This window comes from Blautia aquisgranensis, assembly GCF_040096615.1.
Classification (GTDB): domain Bacteria; phylum Bacillota; class Clostridia; order Lachnospirales; family Lachnospiraceae; genus Blautia_A; species Blautia_A aquisgranensis.
On sequence record NZ_JBBMEJ010000002.1, the window covers coordinates 106293 to 132665 of the forward strand.

Consider the following 26373-nt stretch of genomic DNA (forward strand, 5'->3'; position numbering starts at 1 on the left):
ACCAGGTGAATAATTGAATGAGAAAAGCTTCCGGCGAACAGGTGAGATTCCTGTACAGGAAAATGCGTTGTCGTACAGTCGGCGGGCGGGAACTTTTAAAAAAAGATAGTGACTGAAACTGGTCAGTTTACGCATAAAGAACGTCTATCAGGTAACAGAAACCCCATGCGGGGCTTTTTCTGTTACCTTTTTTGTTGCCTTTTTGGCATCATGATCTTTCAATTAAAACAGCGAAAAAGAAAGCTGTCACCGAAAAATTAAAAGGAGGAAAGGTTATGAAACGAAAAAAACTTCTCAGTATTCTTCTTGCAGGTGCCATGATCGGTACAGCTCCGGCTTCAGCCTGGGCAGCTGATTTCACAGATGAAAATATCAGCATGGCAGAAGATGTAACAGAAGGAGAAGCAGCAGAGGAGGACGTTTCGGAGCAGCAGGAAGCAGATGATTCTGAAGATGCTGTAGCAGAAATTGCAGAAAGCGATGAAGAGCAGACAGATGCGGAAGAGCTTTCACAGGCAGAGGATATTGCAGATTCTGATCAGAGCGTAGAGGCTTATGCACAGGAGGACGAGGATCCATTTTCTGATGGAGAGGCTGTAGCAACATTTGATGATGGACATACAAGTGAAGATCTGATACTGGCAGGAACAGGTACAGAGGCAGATCCGTACCTTGTTACATCCACAGCTGACATTCAGGCAGTTGCAGATTATGTAAACAATGGAAAAGGTACCTTTGTAAATCAGTATCTGAAATTTACAGAGGATATCACACTTCCGGAAGGTTGGACTCCGATCGGAACAAAATCATCTAAATTCCAGGGAAATCTGGATGGTGACAACCATCTGCTGACAGTACCGAAAGGTGAGAAATGTCTTTTCGGCTATGTGGCAGATTCTACTTTGAAAAATCTGAATATCTATGGAGAGCAGATCGCGTCCGACGGTGTTGTCTGTAATTATGAGGTTGATTACAGTTCCTACAATCCGATCAAGATCGACAACGTAACTTTAAAGGCAGGAACACAGACTCTGAAATCCGGATTTATCGGAGGATACGCATCCGGAAATAATCAGATCACGATCACCAACAGTACTGTAGAGAAAGGCGTCGTGATTGGATATGATAAAGCGCAGTCCAATATCGGCTCTTTTGGCGGTGACTTCAACGGAACGATTGAGAACTGTGTAAGTTACGCAGACGTTTACGGAACAAAATATGTAGGTGGTATCAGCGGAAACAAAGGTCAGTCTATGGGAAATTACACACTGAAAGACTGTAAGTTCTATGGAACAGTAACTGCAAGCGGTAATTATGCAGGTGGTATTTCCGGCGGCGGATACGGCGGAACCATGTGGGGTGAAGCGAGCGCACCGAATACGCCGGGCGTAACGATTCAGAACTGCTATTCCAACGGAACGATCACAGGAAAAGACTATGTAGGCGGTATCCTTGGTTCCGAGACAGGTATGGTACAGTGCTGGGAGAACGGCACTCAGTATGTACAGAACAATTCCTTTGAGGGAACCGTAAGCGCAACAGACGGAACACGTGTCGGCGGCGTGATCGGTTATATCAAAGGTATTGATAAATATAATGTTATTGAGAATAATGAGTATACATGTAAAGGCGTAAAGGGTATCGGCGCAGTTGATTTTGTTGATACAAGTTACGCAAATCCTGCACCTGTTGAAGGGGTAATCTATTACAGCTCAGAAAACGGAAGACCAAGCGGTATTTCCGGTGCAACCAAGGCACAGCAGAACCGTACAGATGATCCTCTTGGTGTGGATGCAGACAAGCTTGTCAGACTGGTTGCTCCGAAGATTAAGGTTTCCCTTACAATTTTAGGTGATCATGTTCATGACAGCGATGCAGATCATGAGTATCATACATATTATGCAGGAAATCTGGAAACCTGGCTTGAGCAGAGCGAGTATACCGTTGTAGAGGGATCTACAGCAAAAGATGTTATTGACGCAGCACTGCTTGCGAATAACATGACATGCGATAATCCATCCGGAAACTACATCGCGTCTATCACAAAAGATGGTGTTACACTTGGTGAATTTACAAACGGTAAAAACAGCGGTTGGATGGACACGATAAACGGCGTTTATCCAGAGGTTGGAATTGCTGAACAGAAAGTACAGAATAACGACCAGATCGTGCTTCACTATACAGACTGGTATGGAGAAGAGGGCGTTCACACCTGGTCAGAAGCCTGGACATCAGATGAAAATGCACACTGGCATGAGTGCACTGATGGCGGATGGTGTAATATTTCAAGCAACGAAAGAAAGAACGGATACGCAGCACATACCTTTGATGAAGGTAAAGTAACAAAAAAAGCAACTTATACAGAGAAAGGTGCTAAAACATACACCTGTACAGTATGTGGCTATGAAAAGACAGAAGAACTTCCGGTAGTTCCGCATCAGCACAAATGGGATAACGGAAAAGTGACCAAGGCAGCAACCTGCAAGACCACAGGCATTAAAACATATACCTGCAGCGTCTGCGGCAAGACAAAAACAGAAAAGATCCCGGTAACATCCCAGCATAAATGGAACAACGGAAAAGTAACCAAGGCAGCAACCTGCAAGACAACAGGTGTAAAAACATATACCTGCAGCGTCTGCGGAAAGACAAAGACAGAAAAGATCCCGGTAATTGCACATACTTACACCTGGAAAACAACTGCAAAGGCAACTGTATTCAAACCGGCAGTACAGACAAAGGTATGCTCAAAATGCGGATATAAGACAAAATCAACCAGACCTTACGGTAAAAAACTTACTCCGACTCTGAAACTGAATGTAACAAAATTCACACTTAAGGTAAATCAGCTTACAACCAGAGTAAAAGCAACAGGTCTTGCAAATGGTGATTCCGTAAAATCCTGGACATCCAGCAACAAAAATATTGTGACTGTAAACAGCAAGGGCGAGATCAAAGCCGGAAAGAAAACCGGAACAGCCAAAATTACAGTAACATTAAAGAGTGGAAAAAAAGGTTATATTACAGTAACCGTACAGAAAACAGCTGTAAAAACAACTAAGATTTCCGGTGTAAAATCTTCTCTTACTCTGACAAAAGGAAAGAAAACAACACTGAAACCGGTAATCAGTCCGTTTACTTCCACTGAGAAGATCACATACACAACTTCAAATAAAAATGTAGTTACTGTAAACAGCAAAGGTGAGATCACAGCAAAGAAAAAAGGAACAGCAACAATTACTGTTAAGAGTGGTAACAAGAAAGTAACATGTAAGGTAACTGTTAAATAAACAGAAAAATAAGAACAAAAAATGGCTCTGCTTCACAGAAAATAATGATGTGAAGCAGAGCCGTTTTTTATTTAAAGATATTCAACGTTAAAATCAAATTCTTTGCAGTAGTCATCTACTTTAGAACCCTTATAGCATCGGATCGTGCATGCACGGTTGATGATCCAGGAACCGATAAAATCCGGATTATGGTAAATCTCCAGATACTTCATACGGTTACAGCCGTGAAAGACCCATTTGCCGATATAGCGGATACCTGTAGGAAGACAGACATGAGTAAGATTCTTACATTTGAAAAAGGCACTTTCCTCCAGTACTTCCAGAGACTGAGGAAGCTTCAGATGATCGATTGCACAGAAGTAAAAAGCTTCTTTGCCGATCTGCTTCAGTCCCTCCGGGAAATTTACAGAGGAGAGATTTTTGCATTTGTAAAAAGCGCGAGCCTCAATTTCTGTAAGCGCGGGAGGAAGATCCAGTGATTCCAGAGAGGTACACTGCGAAAAAGCTTCGGAACGAATACGGGAAATCTGGGAATTATCCGGAAAAATTATGCATCCAAGCTTACGGTTTTCCTGAAAGGCAGCTTTTGGGATTGAGGAAAGTGATTGGGAAAGAGTGACTTTTTCCAGGGAATTGCACTGAGAAAAAACGTTGGAACCTAAAGTCTCCACCTGTGTGGGAAGATCGACCTCTGTCAGAAGAGAACAGCCCTGAAAGGTTCTGGCTCCGATATTCTTCAGTGTATCCGGAAAACAGACGGAAGAAATCTTGGTTTTCTTCTGAAATGCTTCGGAAGCGATATATTCAACAGGCGCAGGAATCTTTACATTTTGGGAAAGATAGTTCCTGGCATTGGTTTTGGAAATAACGCGGTTGGATCTGTAATAAGTACCTGACATAAAAAGACTCCTTTGACATAAAAAAGACACCGCATCACAGGCAGATACGATATCCAAAAAAGACTTCTTTGTTTATCACACGTGTAATGGTAGGCAATATTTCCAAGCAAGTCTCCTGACTTATACAGTTACACTTATTTCCTTTTCATACGATATAGTATAATCGTTAATAAATACTTGAAAATGTCTAAATTTATTATTTGGGTGTCTGATTATTATAGCACAGAAAAGAATTATATACAATTGTTTTTGACGCTTTTTATTTGACAGATAACAGGAAATGAACTATACTTTTAGTATAAATTTCATACAGGGAGAAATACAGGCAAACAGGCGTAATTCCTGTACATATAAGTGCGATGTCGTATAGTCGGCAGGCCGTTTTTCTTTATGTGTAAGGTAGAAGCATTTGTTTGCGCATAGGAACGTCTATCAGGTAACGGATTCCCTTTAAAGAGGGATTATTTTCCGTTACCTTTTTTGTTGCTCTTTTGTGCAGAAAAAAGGAGGAAAAATGGAAAGTAAAAAGAAAAAGACGCTGTTTAATGTGATTATGGTAGTGCTGATCCTGGTTATTGCCGGATGCGGAGTTATGGCAGTAGGAAACCTGAAAGGGTGGTTTGATAAAGGCACAGACAGCGTTCTGATGACAAAAGATGTAAAAGGTGTAGCGAATATCGAAAGAAACGGAGTCGGCTACGGACTTGAAAAAAATGTTTCGCTGAGAGACGGAGATACGATTGAAACCAAAAACGGAACCACGGCAGAGCTTTCAGCCGGTGAAAAAAATATTCTTTCGCTGAATGCCAATACAAAGCTTACTGCAGAATCCGTAGAAAAAAATAATCTCAGATTTTCAGTTGAACAGGGAGAGATTTTTTCGGATTTTACAGATTCTGTCGGAAAGACAGAACTTACCTTTGATGAAAATAAGATTACTTTTGAAAAGGGCGTTTTTTCTGTCAGTGCACAGTCTGGCAGCGGCGCTATTTATGTTTTTAAAGATGAGCTGGAACTGGATGAGGCAGATGGAAGTACTGCTACTGTAAAGGCCGGTGAAAGTGCCCAGATAACCAAAGACGAAGATGGAAACTGGAAAGTCGAAACCAGTAAAATTTCGGCAGGATCATTAAACGAATACATGATTCAGCAGCTGATGGGATGCCAGGACAAAGAGGAACTGTGTTTCACAGCAGATGAACTTCAGAAAGTACTGGATGACAGAGCCGCAGAGAAAAAAGCAGCTCTGGAAAAAAGTCTGTCCTCTGCAAACAAGATCCCCAAAACTTCTGGAAAATCGGAAAATAAAGCAAGCAGTAATAAAAATAACAGTAATAAAAATAGTGATAAATCTGGTAATCAGAGCACAGATGCAGGCACAGCCAATGAAAGTGTAGGGGAAAGCTCCGTAGAGGAATACACACCAGATGCATCTGAGAACACTACAGACAGTTCGACAGAAAATGGAGAAGATATATCTGCTGCGGATACGGACGAAAGTGCAGATGCAGGCTCAGACACCAATGCGGATGCAGATGCCAATACAAATGATGATGTAAATACGGATAACACAGCAGATGATGATTACAATAATGATACAGATACCGACTCTTCAGATATCCGGCAGTGTACGATCACGATTCGCTGCGATACCATTCTTGATAATATGGATGATCTTACTTCCGGAAAAGAGGCATACGTACCGTCAAACGGAATTATCCTGGATACCAGCACAGTAGAGTTCTCAGAAGGAGAAACTGTTTTTGATGTACTTCAGAGAGTCTGCGATTATGCAGGAATCCAGCTGGAATATTCCTGGACACCAATGTATGACAGTTATTATATTCAGGGAATTAATAATCTTTATGAATTTGACTGTGGTGCACAGTCAGGCTGGATGTTTAAAGTAAATGGATGGTTCCCTAATTACGGATGCTCCAAATATACACTGGAAGACGGAGATGATATTGTATGGTGCTTCACCTGTAACGGTCTTGGTGCTGATGTTGGCGCAGACTATAACGGTGAATGACAGCAAAGGGAGTAAAAGATATGCAGAGAAAAAGATTTCTGGCACTGATGTTGACGGCTACCCTTTTTGGACAGTCTGTGACAGTTATGCCGGTTATGGCATCCAGTGAGAATACGGAAGAGATTGAAGATTTTGCTTCCGGACTGGAACCGGAAGAGAATGAGATACCTGTGATTTCAGAAGACCTTCCGGAAGAAACAGTTACTTATTATCTTAATGAAGAGGCAGAACCTTTAAAGATCAGGACAGAAAATGAAGAATATCTGAAATACCTGTGGCTGAAAAGTGAAGATAATGAGAACTTTCAGGAAATAAAAAAATCAGACACAGAGAAAACCGATCAGGAAGAGAAGCAGGAGGATCAGGAAAACCAGTCAGAGAAAACAGAAGAATACGAAACAGAAGCGGAATATGCACCTCCTACAGATATAGCAGGAACCTTTTATTATAAGGTCAGAGTCTGGAATGCAGATGAAACAGATGAGAATGCGTATATAGAAAGCAGGACAGTCTGCATACAGGTGCTGGAGGAAGAACCGGGTGATAATGATAGTACCGACTCTGCGGACGGGCAGGAAGAACAGCTGGAAAGTCCGGACGAAAGTGAAAGTGCTGCAGAAAATAAAGAGACATCAGAAGCTGAAAATCCCAGTACAGTTGAAGATTATACGGAAGATGCCGCCAATGAAGATACGGACGCTGATGCAACAGAGGAACTGGCTGCACCTGAAAGTGACAGCGCAGGCAATGACGTAAATATTGATGAGGATAATGCGGAAAATAACAGTGCAGATGATGAAAACGAAGAAACAGCAGAGTCACTGGATTATGTTAATCATCTCCCGGTACGCCAGGAAAACATTCCGGAAAATGAAACATATGAAACAGAAGGATACTGGAATGTATTACTTGATGAAATCTTCCGGGATCCGGATGGCGATCAGATGACTTATTATGAAAGAGGCGAAAGAGATGAGGAGTGGACTCAGATCGATGGAAATTCCTATCTCTGTCATCTGAAAGAAAACCAGGAGACTTATATTTTCACGGCGAAGGATCAGGAAGGTTATGGTGAAATTTATGCGATAACGCTCACTAAGAAAAATGATTCGCAGGAAGAACAGACAGAAACATATGCGATGGATTCCGAGGAGGATTTTTCTGCCGGAGAAGCTGAAGTGGCTTCTTCACAAAAAGTAAATTTTGCAGCTACGTATAAAGCAACTGGTGAATATCTGGCTTCCATGGCGGAAAAAAGTGCTCCGGAAAATGCAAGTATTTACGGTGAATGGATGATCATAGGGCTTAAAAGAAGCGGGCAGCCTGTAGATTCATCCGTTTACAATCGTTATCTTTCAAATGTGGTAAACACAGTTAAAGAAAAACAGGGTATACTTCATGCAAAAAAATACAGTGAATATTCCAGAACGATTCTCGGCCTGACTGCTATCGGAGAAGATGTTACTGATGTAGGCGGTTATAATCTTCTGCAGCCATTATCGGATTTTGATCAGACAATATGGCAGGGAGTAAATGGAACTATATGGGCTTTAATTGCTTTTGACAGTCATGATTATGAGATTCCGGAAGCTGAGGAAGGAAAGAATCAGACCACAAGGGAAAAACTGATTGATGACATTTTGAAAAATGAAGTATCCGGCGGAGGATGGAGTATTTTCGGCGGAGCAGACAGCGACATGACAGGAATGGCACTGCAGGCACTGGCTCCATATTATAACAGCAATTCATCTGTAAAGGCAGCTGTGGACAGAGCTGTTTCGAAGCTTTCTTCCATGCAGCTTTCAGACGGAACTTTTGGAACCATGGGACACAGCACATCAGAGAGCTGTTCTCAGGTTGTGGCAGGCTTGTCTGCAATGGGAATTGACTGTGATAAAGATTCGCGTTTTATTAAAAACGGCAATTCTCTTTTACAGGGACTTTTAAGCTATTATACCGGTGAGGGCGGATTCCGGCATGTAATGAGCAGTGGATACGATCAGATGGCTACAGAGCAGGCGTATTATGCAATGACTGCATACAGCCGTATGAAGAACGGACAGAACTCACTTTATGATATGACTGATATAGCGATAAAGTCAGACAGGGAAAAAGCTTCTGAGGTGATTAAGCTGATTGAAGCTTTACCGGAAGAGATTACAATGAATAATTTTCAGCAGGTGATTACTGCTTATGCTGCCTATAACGGACTGAATTCAGCACAGAAATCAGTTATTACGAAAGAAGATCAGGAAAAACTTCTGAAAGCTTATAAGGCAGCTCAGGAAGTAGAAATAAAAAATGTAGAAAAGCTGATTGCCGGAATTGGAAAGGTAACACTTAAAAGTGAGGAAAAGATCACAGATGCCAAAATCGCTTATAACTCACTGCCTGAGGACAAGAAAAAAAAGGTGAGCAATTATTCAGTACTGGTTGCTGCGGAAAAAGAATTACAGAAACTGAAAAAAGAGTCAGAACCGACTTCAACGCCAGGCAAACCGTCAAAACCGGAAAAGACACCGACGCCAGATTCAAAACCAACGGCAGATCCGACGGAAAAACCGTCAAAACCGTCAGGAAAACCGGGACAGTCTGTAAATATGGTGACACCAACGCCAACGCAGCCGCCGAAATCAGAAAAGACACCGGAACCAACTCCGGGTCAGTCACAAAAACCGGCGAAGACACCGGCACCAACTCCGGGACAGGCATCAAAACCAACAAAGACGCCAACACCGTCTCCGACTTCCGGAGCGAATCCGTCCAGAACAAAATCGGCAGGCGGATCAACGAAGTCAGTATCTTCAGGAGGCAAAATAAGCAGCAAAAAATCTTCTTCAGCTGCCGGAAATACGAAAACAGCAGATGGAAAAAGCAAAAGCAGTAGAGAAAAAGAAAATACAAAAAACAAAAAAACTGCTTCCAAAACTTCAACATCGGAAGTGAAAGCAACCAAGACAACTGCTTCAGAAAAAGTTGTCAGCGAAATGAAAGCTTTTTTTGATAAAAAGAGAAAAAATCCATATCCGTCGAAGGTCGATGATTATACAGAGAAACAGATTAAAGAGCTTGGAAAAACATGGAAAAACTACGAAAAACTTTCGGCAGGAGAGAAAAAAGCAGTTCAGAAAGATCAGACGTATAAAGCTTTCCGGAAACTTCTGACTTCTCTTGGAGAAAAGTATCATTTTGATCAGGCAACAGGAACCAATCTGGCTGATAATAAGGAAGATGCACTTCCATGGTATGTTCAGATGGTAGTAAACCCAAAGATTGCTGATGAAAATGAAATAAAAACAATTCAGAAGGTTCTGGGCGAGGAGTCAGAAGTGCTTTCTCTTAACGAGATTCAGTTCGTAGATACTCTTACCGGCGACAGCTGGAAACCGAAGGATATTCTGAATGTGCAGCTTCCCATGGCAGATCTGGGAGATTACAAGAGCTGTATGATTGTACATATCACAGACAAAGGAAAAGTAGAATTCCTGAAAGGAAAAGTATCAGACAGCTATATTACATTTGATGCGGCAGAATTTTCCGCTTACGGAATCGTAGGTTTTATGGGAGATTCGAATGAGATACTTTCTGATCAGGAGAAGAAAAAACCTGTGTGGCCATGGATCGTGGGTGGCGGAGCAGCGTTACTTCTGGTAGTGATCCTGGGAGGTGTGCAGCTTGCTGACAGCCGTAAGGCAAAAGCTGCTTCCGGAAAAAAGAAGGATAAGAGTGAAAAATAAAAATGAATGAAAAAAGAGATACCTTTTCCACCTTTCATCCGGTGATTAATTTTACCTTTTATATCGGGGCATTTATTCTGGGAATGATGTTGATTCATCCGGTATTTCTGGCAGTATCGGCCGTTACGGCCGCGTCCTTTTATATCACTGTAAAAGGCAGGAAGGCAAAGAGCTTTCTGCTGGGAATGATCCCGCTTTTTCTTATGCTGTCATTTATAAATCCTTTATTTAACACTTACGGAGACAGAATTCTGTTTACCTGGTGGAACGGGCGACCCTATACACTGGAAGCTCTTGCATACGGAACCTGTCTTGCTGCTATGGTGGTGACTATTCTCTTATGGTTTGCCTCCTACAGCTTTGTAATGACAAGTGACAAGTTTCTGTATCTGTTTGGAAAAGCAGCGCCGTCGGTTTCGCTGGTGCTGACGATGATCCTGCGTCTTCTTCCCAACTATGAAAAAAAGATCGCGCAGATCGGCAATGCAAGGAAGAGCATCGGAATGTCCGCAGATAATGGAAATGCAAAAGAGAAAGCGGAGCATGGTCTGACCATCGTATCAGCGATGACTTCATGGGCACTGGAGGGTGGCATCATCATGGCAGACAGTATGCGGAGCCGTGGTTTCGGAACAGGAAAAAGAACGACGTTTTCTCTGTACCGTTTTGAAAAAAGAGATAAGATTCTGTTGGCGATCATGGCTGGTTTTCTTGCCATCGTGATCTTCTGCTGTATCATGGGCGGCAGCAGTGCACAGTACACACCGGAAATTCTGGTGGCAATGAGCCCATATACAGTTGTAGGAGCAGTTGCCTATGGAGCGTTTCTGGCTCTTCCTACAGCAGTTAATATTACGGAGGAAATCATATGGCACATTTTGAGATCAAAGATCTGAGTTTCTATTATCCTACAGAAAAAAAGAAACCGGCTCTTTCACATATCAATTTAAAGATTGAGAGAGGTCAGTATGTCACAGTCTGCGGAAAAAGCGGCAGTGGCAAGACGACACTCTTAAGACACCTGAAAAGCGTACTTGCCCCTCACGGAAAAACAGAGGGTGAGATATTTTTTGAGGGAAAACCTCTGAAAGACGCGGATCTTCGTACCCAGTCATCCAGGATCGGGTATGTTATGCAGAACCCGGATAACCAGATTGTCACAGATAAGGTGTGGCATGAACTGGCATTTGGACTGGAGAGTCTTGGCATGGATCAGAAAACGATTCGTCTCAGGGTGGCGGAAATGGCGAGTTATTTTGGCATTCAGAGCTGGTTCCACAAAAATGTGACCGAGCTTTCCGGAGGTCAGAAGCAGCTTCTGAATCTGGCATCGATCATGGCGATGCAGCCAAGCGTACTGATTCTGGATGAGCCTACCAGCCAGCTGGATCCTATTGCTGCTACGGATTTTCTGAATACAGTACGAAAGATCAACCGGGAGCTGCGGACAACGATCATCATTACAGAGCACAGACTGGAAGACATTTTTTATGCATCCGATAAAGTTGTGGTGGTGGAAGACGGAAAGATCATCGCAGACGACGAACCGAGGAAGATCGGCGATTTCCTGAAGAACGGAAACAATGATATGTTTGCGGCTATGCCCACGCCGGTGCAGATCTATTACGGGGTAAAAAAATTCCAGGAAGAGAAGAAAGCCGATCCGGAGAAAGAAACTGTAAAGTGTCCACTTACAGTCCGCGAAGGCGGTGACTGGTTAAGTCACATGTTTGAAGACAAAACTCCGGATATCACCAGGGTCGAGGATAAGATCACTACAGATCCGGATGAAGTAAAAGATCCGGCAGTTCTGGTAAAAGAGGTCTGGTTCCGCTATGAAAAAGATACCCCGGATGTATTGAAAGGAATTACCTTCCAGGTACCGCAGAATTCATTATTTGCCATTGTTGGCGGAAACGGAGCAGGAAAGTCGACGACGCTGAAAGCGATCAGCAATATCTGCAGGCCTTATCGCGGAAAAGTTTTTATCCAGGGAAAACCTGTGAAGAAATATAAGTCAGGAGAACTTTTTGACCATCTGCTGGCAATGCTTCCCCAGGATCCGCAGAGCCTTTTTGTGAAGAAGACAGTGCGTGAGGATCTGGAAGAAATGGTTCACGGAAAGGATGAAGAGAAAAAGAGCAGAATCGAAAAAGTGGCAGAAACCTGTCACATTGCACATCTTCTGGAACATCATCCTTATGACCTCTCCGGAGGAGAACAGCAGAGAGCAGCACTGGCAAAAGTGCTTCTTACAGAACCTAAAATCCTTCTGTTGGATGAGCCAACCAAAGGAATTGATAATTTCTTCAAACTGGAATTTGCAGAGATCCTGAAGGATCTCAAAAAACAGGGAGTAACGATTATCATGGTTTCTCATGATGTGGAATTCTGTGCAAAATACGCAGATCTGGTAAGCATGTTTTTTGATGGCAGCATCATCACGACAAATACACCAAACCGTTTCTTTTCGCAGAACAGTTTCTATACAACGGCAGCAAACAGAATGAGCCGCCATATATTTGAAAACGCTATTACAAATGAGGATGTGATCGAATTATGCAGACAGAATCTGTAAAATACTGGACTTTAAAAAGAATTTTAAGCTATGTGCTGATCCTGATTCTGATGCCTGTGACCCTGATGGTGTCCTGGCGTTTCGGAGATCGAAAATATTATCTGTGCAGCCTGATACTGATCGTTTATTCTATCATTCCGTTTCTGCTCAGTTACGAAAAAAGAAAACCACAGGCAAGAGAGCTGGTAACGATCGCAGTAATGTGTGCGATCGCGGTGGCTTCCAGAGCTGCATTTATCATGCTTCCGCATTTTAAGCCGATGCTTGGAATCATTATGATCACAGGAATGGCATTTGGCGCGGAAGCGGGATTTCTTACAGGAGCGCTTGCTGCTTTTGTGAGTAATTTTATCTTCGGACAGGGTCCCTGGACACCGTGGCAGATGTTCGCCTATGGAATTGGCGGACTGCTTGCAGGACTTCTGGCGAGAAAAGGGATCATGTCAGAGAAAAAGAGAATCCGCACTGCTGTGATCGGCTTTCTGATCATTCTGTGCATTGTGGGACCGCTTCTTGACACCTGTTCTGTTTTTACCATGGTGACAAACTTTACCAGGGCTTCGGTGGCTGCAATCTATATGTCGGGGCTTCCGGTGAATATTGTTCATGGAATTGCCACGGCGCTGACACTTCTGATCCTTTGTAAACCTATGATGGAAAAACTTGAGAGAATCCGGATCAAATACGGAATGATGGGTGAGGAAGATGAGATTTGACAGTTATCATCCGGTGATAAACCTGATCTATTTTGCGGCAGCGATCGTATGTACCATATGGTTTCATCATCCGGTATTCCTGGGAATATCTTATGTCTGTGCATTTGTATATTCCGTGAAGCTTAACGGGAAAAGAGCGGTGATCTTCAATTTGTGTCTGATTCCGCTGATTTTTCTGTATACGGCCTGGTACTCCTATTACAATCATTTTGGTGTGACAAATCTCCGTCAGAATTTTATCGGAAATCAGATCACACTGGAATCGGTCGTATACGGAATTGTCAGGGGAACCACAGTGGCAGCGGTGATCATGTTTTTCTCCTGCGTATTTGCGGTGGTTTCATCGGATAAAGTGGTGTACCTGTTTGGAAGAATATCACCAAGGTTGTCATTGTTTCTTTCGATTCTTCTGCGTAGTGTGCCGAGAATCAAGGAGAGAGGACGGAAGATCGAAATATCTCGAGAAGGAATCGGAAAAGGTGTGCGACAGGGAAATATCATTCAGCGGTTTTTGCATGGTCTCGGTCTGATTTCAATTGTGATTACCTGGACCCTGGAAGATTTTGTAGACAGCAGTGTTTCCATGAAAAGCCGGGGGTATTCACTGAAAGGAAGAACTGCTTTTTCCATATATCGTTTTGATAACAGAGACAGAAGTTTTGTTGTGATGATTTTCCTATGTCTGACTTTTGTGGCATCAGCTATTCTTCTGGATCAGACGGAAATTTACTATAATCCGGAGATCATTATGAATCCGGTTACGCCCATGTCTTTTGTATTTTATGCGGCTTACGCAGTGTTGCTGCTTTTGCCTATGGGCTTACAGATCGTGGGTGAGATCCGTTATAAGAGAAAGAAATAAAAAGTGTGAGCATTATTGTGAAGACCGGATTTACTGACAGTTTTCACAAGATGTAAATAAATGGCACAGAAATCTGTACCGAGAAAAAGAAAGAGAGGTAAAAAGATGCTTAGAAAAGAACTGCAGAAAAAAATGCAGGCAGTTGCAATGGCAGCTGTTGTGACACTTACTACCGTAGGTGCACCGGCTACTACCTTTGCCGGGGAACTTCCGGAAGAAGTGACTGCTGAAGACTTCTCTGATGCTGGGGAAGCAGTGACGGAGGAGGTCACAGGAGATGATTTTTCGGACGGAGAAGCCGTTGCAGAACAGAGTAGTGCAGACGAAAACGGAGTAGTTGAGGATGTTCCGGCTGTACAGGCTGAGGAGAGCAGCGAAGGAAGCACAGAGGACGAGCAGGCAAAAGCCCAGGCTTATCTGAAAGAAAACTTTATTGACGGAAGCAATAAGATCATAACCAGTGGCGGTACAGGCGTTACAAAAAGTGAGGATGGTCTTACTTACAATGTTGCCCTTACGATCCCGACCAGCGGATATGCTATCAGAAGTATGAGATTAAAATATGTGAATACTGTTTATAAAACAGGATGGTACATTGATAAGGATAATCCGTATGTTGGCTATAAAGCTCCGGCGACAAACGGTAGCAGAAGTATCACAAGACCTACCGCAGAGCAGGGTCCATACACCTTCACAGCAACCCTGAAACTTTTCGCCCTTGATACAGACACAACAGCGATCAACGACGGAACTGCAACAGCGCTTGCAACACAGGACTTCACCATCGTTCTGGCTCCGGAAAAGAAGAACTATACCGTAAATATCAAACCGGTAAACGCAAAAACAGGGGAAGCCATTGAAGGCGCAACCGTAGATATTCAGAAAGACTGGAGTTCCCTTACTCCGGCAGACGATGGAAGCTATACACTGGTAGAAGGTTCCGAGTATACACTGACAGTAACCGCAGACGGATACGATAAATATACACAGACGATCCTTCCATCTGCAAGCGGAGATATAGAAGTAAAGCTTTCTCCGATCGTATACAGAAATACAACCTTCGCAGTGACAGGAAATGACGGAGCAACCATCACAGACGCGGATATCACAGTAAAAGAAGGCTGGTATACAACTCTCAGACCGCAGGAAGACGGAAGCTACAAGCTCCAGGCAGGCAAAGAGTACAAATATACCATCACAAAAGACGGATATAAAGAAGCATCCGGAAGCTTCACCGTACCGGATGAGGCAGGCGATTATACCTTCCCTGTCACCCTTCAGTCCAATATCGATCCTGCAGATCAGGCAGCGGTAGACGCAGTAAAGAAAGCCTTTGACGCAGAATTCGGAACCTTACGTCCTGTTTACGGAACCGATTCTAACATTGCGGACATGGTACTGGCAAAAGTCAAAAAGTACAATCTGGATGTAGATGTATCCAATGTAAAGGTTTCTCTTGCAACATCTGAGGATACGGATTATATCGGCACTGACGGAACCATTCATTATGTAAAGAGTGATCTGAACAGCATGGGTGTGTATTCCAAGAGCCTGGACTGCACCTTTAAGTTTACCTGCAACAACGCGTCTGCAGTATCTGAGAGCCGCAGAGTAACTGTCAGCTGGGATCAGGAATATTTCAGAGGCAAAATGCAGGCAGAGGCTGACCAGCTTACCTGGGACAGCATTAAAGGAAATAATGCGTCACAGGAGGAAGTAACTTCTGATCTGACACTTCCGGGCTGCATGGGTACCAGCATGCGTAATATATGGTCTACCGTAACATGGGAATCTTCCGATCCGGAAGTGATCTCCATCCAGAATCCGTCCATCGATTCCCCAATCTATCCGAGAACCGGAAAGATCAACCCGAAAACAGAGGACACAGAGGTTACTCTGACAGCTACCTTTAAGGCAAACGATACACTCCTTAATGAGTATATTGAAAAAGCTGACAGTTTCGGAACCATTACAAAAACTTTCGAAGTAACTGTAAAGGGAAGCGGAAGCCAGGCACCGACTGAGGAAGAATTAAAAGCGATCCTGGATAAATATTATACAGCAGATCAGCTGAAAGATTTTACAACGCAGACACAGCTTGATACAGCGAACTGCACCGGTGACATTCAGCTTCCTCGTTACACAAGGATCAAAGATGAAAACGGTGAGTATGTATTTAACAATAAAGAGATCACGGTAACTTCCAGTGATGCTAACCTGATGAAGATCAATGGATACAGAGCAGCGGTGGATCTGTTTGCATATGATAAAGATACAACAGCAAATCTTATCGTTACCTTCACAAGAGAAGGCGTAACTGCCACAAAAGAGATCCCGATCACAGTTTCCGTAAAAGATATCAACGAAAAACTGGACGCAGAAATTGCTATGATGGATTACGCAAAAGCCCATTATTTCGATGGTATCAAAGGGGACAACGCTGACGCGGACAGCATTACCACAAACCTTCACGCATTCCAGGAAATGTATCTGGATAACGAAGGAAAAGCTGTATGGGTATATACCGCAGATGACAAAACAGGCGCAGGTATCATCACAGATGATTATTTTGATGATCCGTGGATCATGGAAGGACAGGGATATAATCACTTTAAATCTTCCAATAACGCAGTGATCCAGCATGAAAACCTTGTTGTGAACAGACCGGAGAGCAATACACAGATTACCATCAGTTCTCTTCTTTCCAGTGAGAAATACGGCCAGTTTGCAAAAGATCATCCGGATAACGCAAAACTTCAGAAACTTTACAAACAGGAAGCATCTGTCACAGTAACCGTAAAAGGAACAAAAGCAGAAAGTGAAGCTCTGAAAGCCAAGATCCAGGAAGCAAATACACTTCTTGAGAGCATCACAGAGGGAACAGAAGCAGGACAGTATCCGGAAGGAACAAAGAATGTTCTGGCAGAAGCAATCAAAGCTGCACAGGCAGTTTCCGATAACGCAGAGGCAACGGAAGCACAGCAGACAGAAGCAATCACAGCTCTTACCAAGGCTATGAAAGATTGTCAGGATTCCAGAATTCCGCAGAGCGCTGATGTAACAGTTATCGCTGCAACTGAAGCAAATACATCCGGAAAAACACAGGCTCTTACAGTAAAGGCTACAGATGCAGCGCTTTACGGATATACAAAACCGGAATCCGTACAGGCAGAGGTAACTGTTCTTGATGCACTTGCAGACCTTCATGCAGCAATGTACGGAGATGCATTTAAGGCAGCACCGGAAGATTACCTGGTAGTCAGTGAGCAGGGCTGGATCAATAAAGTATTCGGTGTTACTACCGCCAGTGTAGGCTTCTTTGTAAACAACAAAATGCCGATTTCTGCAGATACCGGATATGGAAGCACATGCAATGAGGCAGTTCTGCAGAGTGGAGACATCTTAAATGTAGTTTTATATCATGATACAACAGGATGGAGTGACAAATATCTGTATTTTGACGGTATTGCTTCCGATATCATGGCTAAGAAAGATTTTACCCTGAATGTAAAAGGATTTACAGCAGCATGGGGTGATGAGTCAGTTGCACAGAAAGACATCACAGTAGAATTACGTGACAGCGAAGGAAAGGCAGCAGCAACAGGAACAACTGATGAGAACGGAAATGTAACACTTAATGTACCGGCAGAAGGAACTTATACAGCTGTTATCACAAAAACACCTTATGAGTACTATATTCCTGTAGATGCCCAGATAGTTGCAAAAGCACATGAGCACAGCTACACTACATGGAAAAAAGTAAGCGACGCAACGGTATTCGCTCCTGAGAAACAGGAAAGCACCTGTGATTTCTGCGGAGAGAAAACAACAAAGGATGTCGGAAAGAAACTGGATCCAACTGTTAAGCTTTCAAAGACAACAGTTGCACTGACATTAAAACAGTCTGAAACAGTAAAAGTAAGCGGACTTGCAAAGGGTGATTCAGTTAAGGGCTGGACATCCTCTGACAAGAGTATTGCAACCGTAGATAAAAACGGAAAGATCACGGCAACAACAAAAGAAGGCAAAGCAACAATTACAGTAACACTGGCAAGTGGAAAGAAAGCGCAGATTGCAGTAACTGTAAAAGAGACCAAGCATGTTTACACCAAGTGGACCAAAGTAAGCTCAGCAACTGTATTTGCCCCTGAGAAACGGCAGAGTACCTGCAATCTGTGTGGCAGAAAAATAACCAGAGAATTTGGTACAAAACTGACACCAACAGTCAAGCTTACCAAGACCACACTTACTCTGAAAACAAAACAGTCTGTAACAGTAAAAGCAAGCGGACTTGCAAGAGGAGACTCAGTTAAGAAATGGACATCCTCCAACAAGAGCATTGCAACCGTAGACAAAAACGGAAAGATTACAGCAACAGCAAAAGAAGGTAAGGCAACGATTACAGTGACACTGGCAAGTGGAAAGACGGCAAAAGTAGCAGTTACTGTAAAACTTATCAGAACAACCAAGCTTACAAATGTGCCGAAGACACTGAGCATTACAGCCGGAAAGAAATATACATTAAAACCGGCTGTAACACCATCCAATTCTCAGGAGAAGGTAACTTATAAGAGCAGTAATACAAAAATTGCCACAGTAAGCAGCCAGGGTGTTGTTACAGCTGTGAAAGCAGGAAGTGCAACAATTACAGTACAGTCCGGAAAACAGAAAGCAACTGTAAAAGTAACTGTAAAGAAAGCACCGGCATTAAAAGCAATCAGAAATGTTCCGGGCAGTAAAACAATCGCAAATGGTAAAACTTATACATTAAAACCACAGCTTTATCCTTCAGGAGCAATTGCAAAAATTACTTATACAACCAGCAATAAGAATGTTGCAACAGTAGACTCAAAGGGAAAGATTACCGCAAAGAAAAAAGGAACAGCAGTGATCACCGTAAAAGCCGGAAAATTTACTGCCAAATGCAAAGTTACTGTAAAGTAAACAAATTATAAAATTAAAATCGCAGAAATGTGAAGTAAAAACCCCGGAGTACAGCAGAGTGCTGTTCCGGGGTTTTTTAATGCTGATAAGATATGGTATAATGGGAACCGTTAATATAAAACAAAGGGAGGATATGCGAAGATGAAGCCGGAAAAACTAATAGAAGTTCTTTCCCTCGCAGAACGCTTAAAAGATGCCGTCCGCCACTGCTATACATCCGGCGGCAGGCGTGAGAGTGTTGCGGAGCATTCCTGGCGGATCACGCTGATGGCGTATCTGGTCAGTGATGAATTTCCGGAGGCGGATCTTCTGAAGCTTATGAAAATGTGCCTGATTCATGATCTGGGAGAAGCTTTTACCGGGGATATCCCGACGTTCGAAAAGACAAAGGCAGATTCTGAGAAAGAGGCGGATGTGCTGGGAGAATGGGTAGAATCTTTGCCGGAACCGTTTTGCAAAGAGATGGCGGAGCTTTATGAGGAAATGGAAGAGCAGCAGACTCTGGAGGCCAGGATCTATAAAGCTCTGGACAAGCTGGAAGCCCTGATCCAGCACAATGAATCCGATATTAAAACCTGGATTCCGCTGGAGTATGATCTGCAGATGACTTATGGAAATGAGCAGGTAAAATTCTCAGAATATCTGACAGAGCTGCGTGAACAGGTAAGAGAGGACAGTGTGAAGAAGATCAGGGATGCCCGGAGATGAAATTTCTGTTCATGACGCAGCAATTGATGCTATGAGCTTCTGCCTTTTGATACATTGATTTTTTGAATTGGTATAGAAATAGAGGTTGTCGAAATGATGACCTCTTTTTGTTATACTTTTTTTGAAAATAAATGGTGAAGTGAAACTTTTTATGTTTTTGCAGGATATATAAGAGTGTAAAGATTAAAAGCTTTTAATTGAACACAAATGGCGAAATAAATGATTATTTTCGCCGGATATCAGAAAAGAAAGCAGGTTGAAAATGGCAGATGAAGAGGTACTTTTGCAGCGCCTTAGAAACAGAGAAGAGAATTCTATAGATGAAGCGATCGAGATTTATACTCCTTATCTGAGTACTGTTTTGTACAATATGGCCGGGAGCGGACTTCCAAAAGAGGATGTTGAGGAAATCATATCAGATGTATTTGTTACACTCTGGAGAAATGCGGAATACATAGATCTGAAAAAAGGTACATTGCGGTCATATATTGCAGCAGTGGCGCGTAATTTTGGGCTGAAACGGCTGAACAGAAAAAAGGATCACACATCCATTGAGGATGTTGAAATACCGGATGAAAGGAATCTGGCAGAAGAGACATCAAAAACAGATCTGGTGTGGAATGCCGTTATGAGCTTAGGCGAGCCGGATAATGAAATTTTTGTAAGACGGTATAAATTTGATGAAAAGATCAGAGACATCTCAAATGCAATGGGACTTAATATTTCTACAGTCAAGACCAGGCTTTCGAGAGGTAAAAGAAAACTCAGAAAAATTTTATCAGAAGCGGAGGAAAGATTATGAGGAAACAGGATTTGCTCAGAGACTTAAAGATAAATGAACAGACAGATATTTCCGGCAGTGCGCTTGACATTGACACAGAAAATATCAGGCGAAGCGTGCATGCAAAGCTTGACTTCGCAGATAGTGAAAGGAAGCAGATGACTATGAGATCTAAAAAGAAACTGATACCTTTATTAATAGCTGCGACGCTGACGATCGGAGTAACTGCTTTTGCGGCAACAGGAACGATTTCAAGCTGGATAGGTTCATCTTTATCCAGACCGGATTACAGAACACTTCCAACGGAAGCGCAGGTCAGAAAAGATATCGGTTATGAGCCTGTACTGATAGACACATTTCAAAATGGATATCGCTTCAAAGATGGAAATATCGTGAAAAACAGACTGCAGGATGATAACAATAATGTGGTGGAAAAATTCAGATCCGTTTCTTTTACTTATCAGAAAGATAATGACGAGGTTATTTTTTCACAGGAAAAATTTAATTCGGAAGTTGCTCCGTTCGGTGAAAATATTGCAGATGTAAATGGTACAAAAATATACTATACACATTATATAAACAAAACTGTACCTGCAGATTATGAACTGACAGAAGAGGATAAGGCGGCAGAAGCCAGCGGAAAACTTGTGTTCAGCTGTGGTTCTTCCAAAGTGGAAGTGCTGAAGGTTCAGAGTGTCACCTGGAAAAAAGATGGCATACAGTATCAGCTTCTGCAGTTAGATGGTAAGTTGTCTGCTGATGAGCTGGTTGACATGGCAGGGGAAGTTATTGAAAAATAGATGGAAGAAAATAACCTTTACACGGATCATTTTATAAGTTACAATAATTCTACATGAATTTTCAGAAAAATTAAATAATGATTAATTATAGACATAACGCCTCAAAACATTTACACATCTACTTCGATGCAGCAATTGACTGAGGCGTTTTGTTTATAATTATAGCATTTTAAGAAATGGGGGAATCTTATGAAACAAAAGAAAATAGCGGTGCTTCTGGCAATGGCACTTACGTTTTCGCAGAGTACAGGCGTAGTAATGCCGGTGACAGCAGAAGAACTCACAGAGGATGCCGGACTGGTAGAGAGTCAGAGTGAGAACAATGAAGAGACAGAGATGGCAGAGACAACAGAAGCAGATATGACAGAAGGTGAGGAAAACAGCGGAAATGAAACGGCAGAACTTCCGGATGAAGCAGAAGATATTCAGGAAGAAGACCTGACCGGAAAAGAAGCCGGGGAAGTGGTGGAAGCAGAAGAACCGGAAGAAGATGACACTGTTTCAGAGATTTTTTCGGACGAAGAAGGTGAGAGTTTCAGTGATGGTTCGGGAGCTTCGGAAGCGGCAGGTACAATTGCAGAAGAGTATCAGTTTCACTATGATTATGTGGACAGAGCACAAAGTGATCCGATGCTGCCAAACAGTCAGATAACGATCAACACCTGGATGATGCACAAAACAGCGAATGGTTCATGGCAGGATGATCCCTCGGCTGAATATAAGATGGAGATTTTGCCACCGTACGATTCCGACTTGAATTATGTTGGGAAAGCGGATATATCATTGGATGGTAATAACATTGTCATAAAATCTCATAATATAACGGGTCCTATTTCATTTAAAGTAAAGGTTACGAAGGACGGAACAGATCTTGGCATGTATGATTTATCAGCCAATATCAGTGAATACATGATCCTGCCGGAGAATCTCAGAGATGCTGGCGGGGATGAGCTTAACCCGGAGGTCGGAGAACAGATTGACATTGAAAAAGATCTGAAGCCACAGCTTGTCCGTTATAAAGATGGAAAGGGCGACCCGATTCCGGTAACCGGAAATAATTATAAGATTGTAATAGAATCATGGACAATTAGTAACATGGATGAAATTGTATGGGATTATGATACCAGTGCATGGAAATGGATTGATGTTCCGGGCCAGGAGCTTCCCATCCTTGAAAGAACAGCAGAGAATGACTCATGGTTTACACTGGCAGCAAAAGAAAAAAATGCAGACGGAAACTGGATCACGATCGCCAGCCGTCGGTATAGAGTTGGAAGCTTACAGACCGATGATAAAGCGCATAACGATAACAGTGAGGAAAAAAGTACTTATAATCTGCAGTGTGGATTTGAGGGCACGACCGGAAATGGAGCAATGCTGCCGAACAGTCAGATGACGGTTATAACAAGGCTGGTTAATAAAATGAATTATGAGGAGATAGGTGATTACAGACTGGAAATTCTAAGCCAGTCAAAGAAGGGAGATGTTTCTGTTTCCCAGGATGGAAAAAACCTTCTGATCAAATCCGGCAAAAGGACCGGCATGGGATGCTGCTATGTATCGGTACAACTTCCGGATGGAAATGGCGGATATCAGGAAGCCTTCCGGAGGGATATCGGGTTTGAAGTCAGTGAATATGTGATCCTGCCAGAAGATATCACGGATGCAAGTGGAAATGTGATCAATCCTGAAATAGGGCAGCAGATCGATATTGTAAAAGATATGAAACCACAGCTTGTCCGTTATAAAAACGGAAAAGGCGATCCAATTCCGGTAACTGGAAATAATTATAAGATCGTGATATCTTCAAACACAGATCAGAGTACGGGCGAAACACGATGGGATTATGACAATGTAAACTGGAAATGGATCAGTGTTCCGGGCCAGGAGCTTCCAATCCTGGAAAGAGCATCTGCTTATGGTACATGGTTTAGTTTGACCGCCATGGAAAAGGACGCGGATGGAAAATGGAGCCAGATCGCCAGACGTCAGTATAATCTGGATATTTTGCCGGAATATAAAGACGATAATATTTACGAAAAGGATCATAACGATAACAGTGAAGAACAGAGCTCTTATGCTTTGGGGACCTCTTTGGAAAACGGTACTGGAGATAGTTCGATGTTGCCAAACAGCCAGATGACGATCAAAACGGATTTGGTAGATAAAACAAAGAATTATCAGAGTGTAAAAAATTATAAGCTGAAGATTATAGAAACGTCGAAGCTGGGCGAAATATCTGTTTCCCAGGATGGGAAAAATCTTCTGATCAAATCCGGTGACTTCAGTGGTGGTGGCTGTTGTTATGTGTCAGTACAGATTCCGAACGGAAAAGGAGGCTATAAAGAAGCATTCCGAAAGGATATCTGGTTTACAGTCAGTGAATATGTGCTCCTGCCAAAGACTCTGAAAGATAAATCAGGAAAAACGATCAATCCGGCTGTTGGCAAAAGTGTCGATCTTTCAAATTTGGGAATAAAGATCGTGCAGTACAAGAAAGGAAAGGGTAACCCGATTAATGTAACAAGCTCCAATATGAAAGTGACAATAAACTCATGGAAAGATGAAAGTACCGGAAAGACAGAGTATGATTATGACAGTAATACATGGACTCTGAAAAAGGTAGCAGGTAAAGATCTTCCAATCCTCACCAGAAAAAAAGTTGATTCGACATGGGTTGCATTGACACTTATGAAGAAAACCGGAGATGGAAACTGGAATCAGGTTATTCGTAAAACATATAATATCGATATTGCAGAGCATACTCACGCTTGGACGACAGAAACCATTATAAAAAAAGCTACATGTACAGTAAAAGGAAGTCAGATCAAGAGATGTACGATCTGTGGTGAAGAAAAAAAGGTAAGTATTTCGGCTAAAGGACATACAAAAATAAAAGATGCTGCAGTTGCGGCAACCGTATTTAAGACAGGAAAGACAGAAGGAAGCCATTGTAAGGTATGTGGAACTGTGATTCAAAAGCAGAAGAGCACAGCAAAGCTGAAACCGGCCATTAGTCTGACTGCATCTTCTCTGAAACTGAAAAAAGGTCAGTCCACGTCTGCTTTTAAAGCAACAGGTTTTGCAAAAGGGGATTATGTGACAAAGGTTACCTCAAAGAATTCTGCGATCGTGAAAGTATCATCCGTAAAAAGTAATGGAACATTCAAGCTGACAGCAGGAAAAAAGACAGGCACAACTACAGTCACAGTTACCTTGAAGAGTAAGACAACAAAATCTTTCAAGGTTACTGTAAAGAACACCTTGGTAAAAACTACCAAGCTTTCCGGAGTTCCAAAAAACAAGACAATTTCCAAAGGAAAAACCTTTACTATCAAAGCAGTAGCAGCACCAAAGAATACAGATGAGAACATTATTTATAGATCATCTAGCACAAAGGTTGCAACTGTAACCTCAAAAGGCGTAGTCAAAGGTGTGAACAAAGGGACTGCAACGATCACAGTACAAAGCGGTTCGAAAAAGATGAGCTGTAAAGTAACAGTGAAATAAGTTTTACAAACAAAAAAATGACCTCCGCAAGTTTGACATGCGGAGGTCGCTTTTTGTTTAAAATTATTTACCGAAGTATCTCTTAAGAAGACCTGCGAATGCTTTTCCGTGGCGGGCCTCATCTCTTGCCATTTCATGAACAGTGTGAATCACTTCGCCTTCGGCTCGTGATCCTGAAAACCGTTACAGGTGTTGAAAATTCAGGTTTTTTAGGATTTTTATATTAGCACACTGTGTAATTCTTTCACGATGCTTCTTTAATAGTTTGCACACTGATCTACACTATTGGGGGTCAGAAAAATGGCAAAACAGAATGATGTAGGTGTATTTCAGCTCGATAATGGAAAATGGGCATTTCGTTATACGTTTACGAAAAATGGAAAACGTAGTTCTAGGAGAAGTTGTAAAGATGAATTTGGAAATCCGTTAAATACCAAGAGAGCAGCGATTAAAGCAAGGAAGAGTGCAGTAGAAGCGGAAACCTTAAATCAACCATTAAAACCAATAATACATAAAACAGTTGCGGAAGTATTCAAAGAATATAGAGAAAAGGGCTGTTCTGGTAAGGCATACCAGACAATCAAAAAACAGGATTCTTTGTGGAAAAATCATATCAGAGATAAGTTTGGTAAAAAATATGTTGATAGTATCACAGTAGCAGAAGTTAATGATTATTTAACTCAATTGTATTATGTGGACGGCTACGCATACAAATATACGGAAAGTTTTTTGAAGATGTTTTATCTGATTTTTGGACAAGCATATTCTCGTAACTATTTGAGCATTGATACATATAGTAAACTTTGCATTAATAAAGATACGAAAATTAAAATGCCAAATTTGAAAACAGATGAAGATACCGAAATTGTGACATTCAACAGAGAAGAAATCGCTCTTTTAGATGAATATTTCAAGGGAACAAACGCGGAAACAGCATATTTACTTGGAAAGTATTGTGGGCTTCGAATCAGTGAGTGTTATGGGTTGAAATGGGATAATGTGAATTTTAGGGATAATTCTATTAGCATTGACAGACAGATGCAGTATCAGAACGGGTTAATTAAGTTAGTGTCATTAAAAACAAGAAATGCCAAAAGAACAGTGTACATGAATAAAGAGTTAAAAAATCATCTGAAAAAGAAGTGGCAGCAGGCAAAATCGGATGCAATTACCTTTGCCGCAGTAAGAGAACAGAAACAACGTTTTATAGATGACCTTGACGACAGTAAAATTTCTTCTACGGAACTCGTGAATTGCCTGCCTAATGGAACAATTCAGACAGTAAACTCTTTTAAATACCCGTCAAGGGAGATAAAAAGCAAATTAGGCATTCAGTTTAAATATCATTATCTGAGACATACTTTTGGAACAAGGATGGCTGAAATGAACACGCCGCAGCATTTACTTTGTTCTATCATGGGACATGGAAATATTCATGTAACGCAGCAATATTATATAGCAGTATCTAAAAGAGGAATTGAAATTTTACAAAATAATCTAAATCAACTTTAAGTAT

14 protein-coding genes and 1 pseudogene are annotated in these 26373 nt (G+C 42.1%); 13 read left to right on the forward strand and 2 right to left on the reverse strand.

Annotated features, from left to right (window positions below):
- Positions 1-275 precede the first annotated feature (275 nt).
- Positions 276-3290: an Ig-like domain-containing protein gene (locus WMO28_RS02420; RefSeq protein WP_349055950.1), complete on the forward strand. Its 3015-nt coding sequence runs from the start codon at positions 276-278 to the stop codon at positions 3288-3290.
- Between the two features lie 71 nt (positions 3291-3361).
- Here the strand turns inward: WMO28_RS02420 and WMO28_RS02425 are convergent, their stop codons facing one another.
- Entirely contained in the window at positions 3362-4189 is an 828-nt protein-coding gene (locus WMO28_RS02425; protein WP_349055951.1) for a leucine-rich repeat domain-containing protein, read from the reverse strand.
- 514 nt (positions 4190-4703) lie between these two features.
- Here WMO28_RS02425 and WMO28_RS02430 point away from each other — a divergent pair.
- The 11 genes from WMO28_RS02430 (at position 4704) to WMO28_RS02480 (ending at position 24857) form a co-directional block, all read left to right on the forward strand.
- Positions 4704-6221 (forward strand): DUF4430 domain-containing protein, encoded by a 1518-nt coding sequence (locus WMO28_RS02430; protein WP_349055953.1) that lies wholly within the window; start codon positions 4704-4706, stop codon positions 6219-6221.
- Positions 6222-6241: 20 nt separating this feature from the next.
- The gene (locus tag WMO28_RS02435; RefSeq protein ID WP_349055954.1) at positions 6242-9958 is read left to right on the forward strand and encodes a hypothetical protein; all 3717 of its coding nucleotides are present in this window, start codon (positions 6242-6244) and stop codon (positions 9956-9958) included.
- Positions 9959-9960: 2 nt separating this feature from the next.
- Positions 9961-10854 carry an energy-coupling factor transporter transmembrane protein EcfT gene (locus WMO28_RS02440; protein ID WP_178645350.1) on the forward strand — a complete coding sequence of 298 codons (894 nt, stop codon included), beginning with the start codon at positions 9961-9963 and terminating at the stop codon, positions 10852-10854.
- Positions 10827-12536, forward strand: a complete 1710-nt coding sequence (locus WMO28_RS02445; RefSeq protein WP_178645349.1) for an energy-coupling factor transporter ATPase — start codon at positions 10827-10829, stop codon at positions 12534-12536. Before WMO28_RS02440 ends, WMO28_RS02445 begins: the two co-directional genes overlap by 28 nt.
- Entirely contained in the window at positions 12518-13252 is a 735-nt protein-coding gene (locus tag WMO28_RS02450; protein WP_178645348.1) for an ECF transporter S component, read from the forward strand. Before WMO28_RS02445 ends, WMO28_RS02450 begins: the two co-directional genes overlap by 19 nt.
- Positions 13242-14114 carry an energy-coupling factor transporter transmembrane component T family protein gene (locus WMO28_RS02455; protein WP_178645347.1) on the forward strand — a complete coding sequence of 291 codons (873 nt, stop codon included), beginning with the start codon at positions 13242-13244 and terminating at the stop codon, positions 14112-14114. Before WMO28_RS02450 ends, WMO28_RS02455 begins: the two co-directional genes overlap by 11 nt.
- 60 nt (positions 14115-14174) lie before the next feature.
- Positions 14175-19058 carry an Ig-like domain-containing protein gene (locus WMO28_RS02460; RefSeq protein ID WP_349055955.1) on the forward strand — a complete coding sequence of 1628 codons (4884 nt, stop codon included), beginning with the start codon at positions 14175-14177 and terminating at the stop codon, positions 19056-19058.
- A gap of 141 nt (positions 19059-19199) precedes the next feature.
- Positions 19200-19766, forward strand: coding sequence for an HD domain-containing protein (locus WMO28_RS02465; RefSeq protein WP_349055956.1), 567 nt, complete (start codon positions 19200-19202; stop codon positions 19764-19766).
- 262 nt (positions 19767-20028) lie between these two features.
- A complete protein-coding gene (locus tag WMO28_RS02470; protein WP_178645344.1) occupies positions 20029-20568 on the forward strand; it encodes a sigma-70 family RNA polymerase sigma factor in 540 nt (179 codons plus the stop codon).
- Complete coding sequence (locus WMO28_RS02475) at positions 20565-21347, forward strand: hypothetical protein (protein ID WP_178645343.1); 783 nt, start codon at positions 20565-20567, stop codon at positions 21345-21347. Before WMO28_RS02470 ends, WMO28_RS02475 begins: the two co-directional genes overlap by 4 nt.
- Before the next feature lie 189 nt (positions 21348-21536).
- Entirely contained in the window at positions 21537-24857 is a 3321-nt protein-coding gene (locus WMO28_RS02480; protein WP_349055957.1) for an Ig-like domain-containing protein, read from the forward strand.
- 63 nt (positions 24858-24920) lie between these two features.
- Here the strand turns inward: WMO28_RS02480 and WMO28_RS02485 are convergent.
- Positions 24921-25013: pseudogene (locus tag WMO28_RS02485) on the reverse strand (NADH peroxidase); the annotation flags it as partial.
- Between the two features lie 144 nt (positions 25014-25157).
- Between WMO28_RS02485 and WMO28_RS02490 the strand changes: the two are divergent.
- Positions 25158-26369, forward strand: a complete 1212-nt coding sequence (locus tag WMO28_RS02490) for a tyrosine-type recombinase/integrase (protein ID WP_349055958.1) — start codon at positions 25158-25160, stop codon at positions 26367-26369.
- The last annotated feature ends 4 nt before the right edge of the window (positions 26370-26373 follow it).

Coding starts and splice junctions, on each gene's coding strand:
- WMO28_RS02420 (WP_349055950.1), top strand. CDS start 276: ATGAAACGAAAAAAACTTCTCAGTATTCTTCTTGCAGGTGCCATGATC.
- WMO28_RS02425 (WP_349055951.1), bottom strand. CDS start 4,189: ATGTCAGGTACTTATTACAGATCCAACCGCGTTATTTCCAAAACCAAT.
- WMO28_RS02430 (WP_349055953.1), top strand. CDS start 4,704: ATGGAAAGTAAAAAGAAAAAGACGCTGTTTAATGTGATTATGGTAGTG.
- WMO28_RS02435 (WP_349055954.1), top strand. CDS start 6,242: ATGCAGAGAAAAAGATTTCTGGCACTGATGTTGACGGCTACCCTTTTT.
- WMO28_RS02440 (WP_178645350.1), top strand. CDS start 9,961: ATGAATGAAAAAAGAGATACCTTTTCCACCTTTCATCCGGTGATTAAT.
- WMO28_RS02445 (WP_178645349.1), top strand. CDS start 10,827: ATGGCACATTTTGAGATCAAAGATCTGAGTTTCTATTATCCTACAGAA.
- WMO28_RS02450 (WP_178645348.1), top strand. CDS start 12,518: ATGCAGACAGAATCTGTAAAATACTGGACTTTAAAAAGAATTTTAAGC.
- WMO28_RS02455 (WP_178645347.1), top strand. CDS start 13,242: ATGAGATTTGACAGTTATCATCCGGTGATAAACCTGATCTATTTTGCG.
- WMO28_RS02460 (WP_349055955.1), top strand. CDS start 14,175: ATGGCACAGAAATCTGTACCGAGAAAAAGAAAGAGAGGTAAAAAGATG.
- WMO28_RS02465 (WP_349055956.1), top strand. CDS start 19,200: ATGAAGCCGGAAAAACTAATAGAAGTTCTTTCCCTCGCAGAACGCTTA.
- WMO28_RS02470 (WP_178645344.1), top strand. CDS start 20,029: ATGGCAGATGAAGAGGTACTTTTGCAGCGCCTTAGAAACAGAGAAGAG.
- WMO28_RS02475 (WP_178645343.1), top strand. CDS start 20,565: ATGAGGAAACAGGATTTGCTCAGAGACTTAAAGATAAATGAACAGACA.
- WMO28_RS02480 (WP_349055957.1), top strand. CDS start 21,537: ATGAAACAAAAGAAAATAGCGGTGCTTCTGGCAATGGCACTTACGTTT.
- WMO28_RS02490 (WP_349055958.1), top strand. CDS start 25,158: ATGGCAAAACAGAATGATGTAGGTGTATTTCAGCTCGATAATGGAAAA.